Source organism: Seonamhaeicola marinus (genome assembly GCF_008085455.1).
Window position 1 is genome coordinate 1 of the sequence record NZ_VSDQ01000031.1, and the last position, 275, is coordinate 275.

General features: G+C 34.2%; 1 pseudogene. It reads left to right on the top strand.

Annotated features, from left to right (window positions below):
* A pseudogene (locus tag FUA24_RS00215) lies at window positions 1-275 on the top strand (3-deoxy-7-phosphoheptulonate synthase); the annotation flags it as partial.

The window sequence follows — 275 nt, forward strand, 5'->3', positions numbered from 1 at the left end:
ATTGGTGCTATTCATAGAGGATTTTCAACATACGAAAAAACTAAATATAGAAATAACCCAGAATGGCAAATGGCTATTGAGTTTCAAAATAAATTTCCAGACATTCCTTTAATTAATGACCCATCGCACATTACAGGAAAGCGCGATATGGTTTTTGATGTATGCCAAACAGCTTTAGATTTAAATTTTGATGGATTAATGATTGAAACGCATTTTGATCCTGATAATGCATGGAGTGATGCAGCACAACAAGTAACACCATCTACCTTAGTGCA